At 62.6% G+C, this 3,219-nt stretch carries 4 protein-coding genes and 1 pseudogene; 2 read left to right on the top strand and 3 right to left on the bottom strand.

Features of this window, described 5'->3' with window-relative positions; all coding sequences use genetic code 11:
- Both EN955_RS34100 and EN955_RS34095 read left to right on the top strand, forming a co-directional pair.
- Positions 1 to 610: pseudogene (locus EN955_RS34100) on the top strand (MFS transporter); the annotation flags it as partial.
- Between the two features lie 182 nt (positions 611 to 792).
- Positions 793 to 1,059 (top strand): hypothetical protein, encoded by a 267-nt coding sequence (locus tag EN955_RS34095; RefSeq protein ID WP_024503536.1) that lies wholly within the window; start codon positions 793 to 795, stop codon positions 1,057 to 1,059.
- A 111-nt stretch (positions 1,060 to 1,170) separates the two neighbouring features.
- On the opposite strand, the gene EN955_RS34090 is transcribed toward EN955_RS34095, so the two are convergent.
- The 3 genes from EN955_RS34090 to EN955_RS34080 all read right to left on the bottom strand — a co-directional run.
- Entirely contained in the window at positions 1,171 to 1,725 is a 555-nt protein-coding gene (locus tag EN955_RS34090) for a hypothetical protein (protein WP_024503535.1), read from the bottom strand.
- Between the two features lie 135 nt (positions 1,726 to 1,860).
- A complete protein-coding gene (locus EN955_RS34085; protein ID WP_024503534.1) occupies positions 1,861 to 2,952 on the bottom strand; it encodes a YcjF family protein in 1,092 nt (363 codons plus the stop codon).
- Positions 2,949 to 3,219: YcjX family protein (locus tag EN955_RS34080; RefSeq protein ID WP_164769966.1), on the bottom strand; the 271-nt coding region annotated here is incomplete at its 5' end. The genes EN955_RS34085 and EN955_RS34080, both read right to left, overlap by 4 nt.

Genomic DNA, 3,219 nt, shown 5'->3' with positions numbered 1-3,219 from the left:
GTTTCTCAGCCTGCCGACCTTGCCCGCAACGGCAAGCAACAGCCTTGCAGATGTATTTCGGCTGACCCGGCGGCGCGGCATCCAACTCGGCATGTTGGCTATCCTTTTGCTGATGACGGGGCATTTTGCCGGCTCGGTCTATGTGCGTCCCTTCCTCGAACAGGTGACACTCCTTACAACCGGACCGATTGCCTTGGCTCTGCTCGGGTTTGGCATCGCTGCCGTGATCGGTAATGTTGCCGGCGGCCGCATGGCCGACACCAACATCCACATGGCCCTCGCAGTCACCGCGGCGTTGATGGCGGTTGCGGCACTTACTTTGGTGCTTTGGGGCTCGCATATCGGCGTTGCCTTCGGTTTCGTTACGCTGTGGGGTTTCGCCTTTGGCATGGCGCCGGTGGTGCTGCCGACCAATATGTCGCGCGCGGCGCCTGATGCGCTGGAGGCAGCGGGCAGCCTGATGGTCACCTCTTTCCAAATTGCCATCACCATCGGCGCGGTTGTCGGCGGCTATGTCGTGGACACCTATGGCGCGACTGGGCCTTTGACTCTGACTGCTATCCTTGCCGCATCGACCGCTGTCTTGGCGCTGCTGCAGCCTCGCAGCTGAACTTTGCAGCCGCCGACACAGTAGCCTCAAATCCTGCCGCCAGCGATGTTGCAGGCGCGATACACAAGTTGAGGCCGGGAACACGTTGCATCTTGCCGCAATCGAAGGCTAAGGACGCTCGGCTTCGGCCATTGGAGGGTGATCGACGATCAAGTCGCGCCCTTTTTGAGGAGATGACTGACATGAAGAAGTTTTTGTTTGTTGCCGTCGGCCTGGCGGTGCTTGCCGGTTCGGCTTGCTCGAAGGCGCCTGAGTGCACGGCGGAGATCGCAACCAAGAAGGCGCAGGACATGGCTGCAGCACTTCAGGAGGCGATCACCAAGGACCCGGCCAAGGCGGCTGATCTGACCGCCAAGGTCCAGGCGGTGACAACCAAGTATCAGGGCACCACGACGTTGGCCGACGCCTGCAAGGCCTATGACGAAGTGACGGCCGCGATCAAGGGCTGACACCCTGATTTGAGATCAAGGCCTAAGCGCCTGATTCGATGGGCTCAAGTGAGAGGGCGGTGACCGTTGGGTCGCCGCCTTTTTCTTCGGATTTTTCAGTTCGGCGCGATTTCAGTTCGGCGCGATGGAACCGACTTCGACCGCGTCGACCCGCTTCAGGCTCATGCCGATCACCGGCACCAATTGGTCGTTGACGCGCACGGCGATAGTCACCGTCATCGAATTGTCGTCAGGGATGCGAGCCTGCATGACGCCGCGCAGCTGGTTGCGGTTGATGGTGAAGACCACCTTGCGGGGATCGACGACGTTGCCGCCGATGATGTCGAGGCCGGAACCGGTCGCGCCACCCATGAAGCTGCCCTTGTAGCCCTCGCGGCCCTTGCGCTCGATCTTGGCCGACATTGGCTGGGTGAACATACCGACCCGGCAGCCGCCGTCGAGCGACATGCCGACCTTGCCGTCGGGCGTCGAGCCGGTGAAGCTGCAGTTGAACTTGGTGCCCTTGTACTTGCCGGCGACGATTTCGCCGGGACCGATCCACTTGCCTTCGGCAGACTGGAAGAACTGCTTGTCCGGCTCCGCCGCAGAGGCCACTCCGGCAATGCCGACGACTGTCGTAATCACCGTTGCCAGGGACAGGACGCTGGATAGAATTACGCTTTTCATCGACGACACCCGGCAACAAAGATGCTGTTTGGAACCGGTCTGACCATGAACAAGATTGGTTAATGCTTCGTCACCGCGGGGCCGCCGCAGAGCAGTCCGGTAACGATTCCGAATGCCCGGACACTCCAGCCCGGCTCACTTGCCGGAGGGGGTCGTTGCACCGTCTTTCCTGGTTGCGAACGATGTCAGCGCCGAGAGGAAGTCGCCCAATCCGGGACGTTTGGCGGCGCTGAAGGGCAGGGGTCGAGCCGTCTCCATCGCGGCGATGCCGATGCGCGCCGTCATCATGCCGTTGACGACGCCCTCGCCAAGCTTGGCCGAAAGGCGCGCGGCCAGGCCGTGGCCAACGATCTGCTGGACGAAACTGTCGCCGACCGCGATCGAACCGGTGACCGCCAGATGCGCCAGAACGCTGCGCGCCAGGCGGAAGAAACCCAGCGTTCCCGGCCGTCCGCCATAGAGTTCCGACAGGCGTCGAATGAGCCGCCCGGCCTCGAACACGACATAGGCAACATCGACCAGTGCGCGTGGACTGACCGCCGTCACCAGCGAGACGCGTTTGGCAGCTTCGAGAATCATCACTTTCGCCCTGGCATCGAGTGGTCCGAGAATTTCAGCCTCCGCCAGACGCACGAGATTGCCGCCGTCGATGATTTCGCCGCGCAATTCGGCCAGCGCGCGCCGGCCGGCCGCGGTCTCGGGTTTGGCCGAGACAAAGGCCGATAGTTCGTCGACGACCGATCGTGCCGCCTTGGGATCGTCGCGGGCGATCGCATCGAGCGCCCGCTTCTGCAGCTTTTCGACCTCGGCGAGGCGGGCGATCGCCAGGAATTCGCGAATCAGGATCACCACAAGCGCCAGCACGGCGATGGCGGCCATGCCGGCCGCCAGCCAGCCCAGCCACTCAGCGCGCGCAAAGAGGTCGCGTATGAGCTGGTCGGTCCACAGGCCGACCGCCAGCGAAACCAGCACGCCGAAGGCGCCGAAGAAGATGTTGCCGAGCAGCGAGCGTTTCCTGGGGGCGACGGCTGGTGGCGGCTCCGCGGCAATGATGTCGGGCTCGTCGAAGACATCGACTTCCGCCGGTATGACCATCGCGACATCGGTTTTCATCGCGCGGGGTTTGCGTTGGGTGTCGGCCTGGATGTTGCGCGGCTCAGGGGCCGCTTGTCTCGGTGGGGCTTCCGGTTCGATGCGGAATGCCGCCGGCTTGCGGGGCGCGGTCATGCCAGATGATCTCCGATCAGGAACTGCAAGGCACGGTCGAGCCTGATATGCGGCAGCGACAGCGTGACGCCTTCGGCCGTGCGTTCGAGCTTTGGGGGACGGAAACGGACGAAGCGGATTGCAGGGTCCGCGGAGTCCTGCCTGTGATCGGCTCCCGAAACATCGAAAACCGCATCAATATTCTCCGGTAAGTCACCGGGAAATATGGCTGTTTCAGTTCTTCCATCGAAGGTTTCGCCGTTGATCTTCTCACCGGCTATCGGCGTG

It is taken from the genome of Mesorhizobium sp. M7A.F.Ca.CA.001.04.2.1 (genome assembly GCF_003998485.1).
Classification (GTDB): domain Bacteria; phylum Pseudomonadota; class Alphaproteobacteria; order Rhizobiales; family Rhizobiaceae; genus Mesorhizobium; species Mesorhizobium ciceri.
The sequence above is the reverse complement of the archived record's forward strand: the minus strand, read 5'-3'. Positions and strand labels throughout refer to the sequence as shown.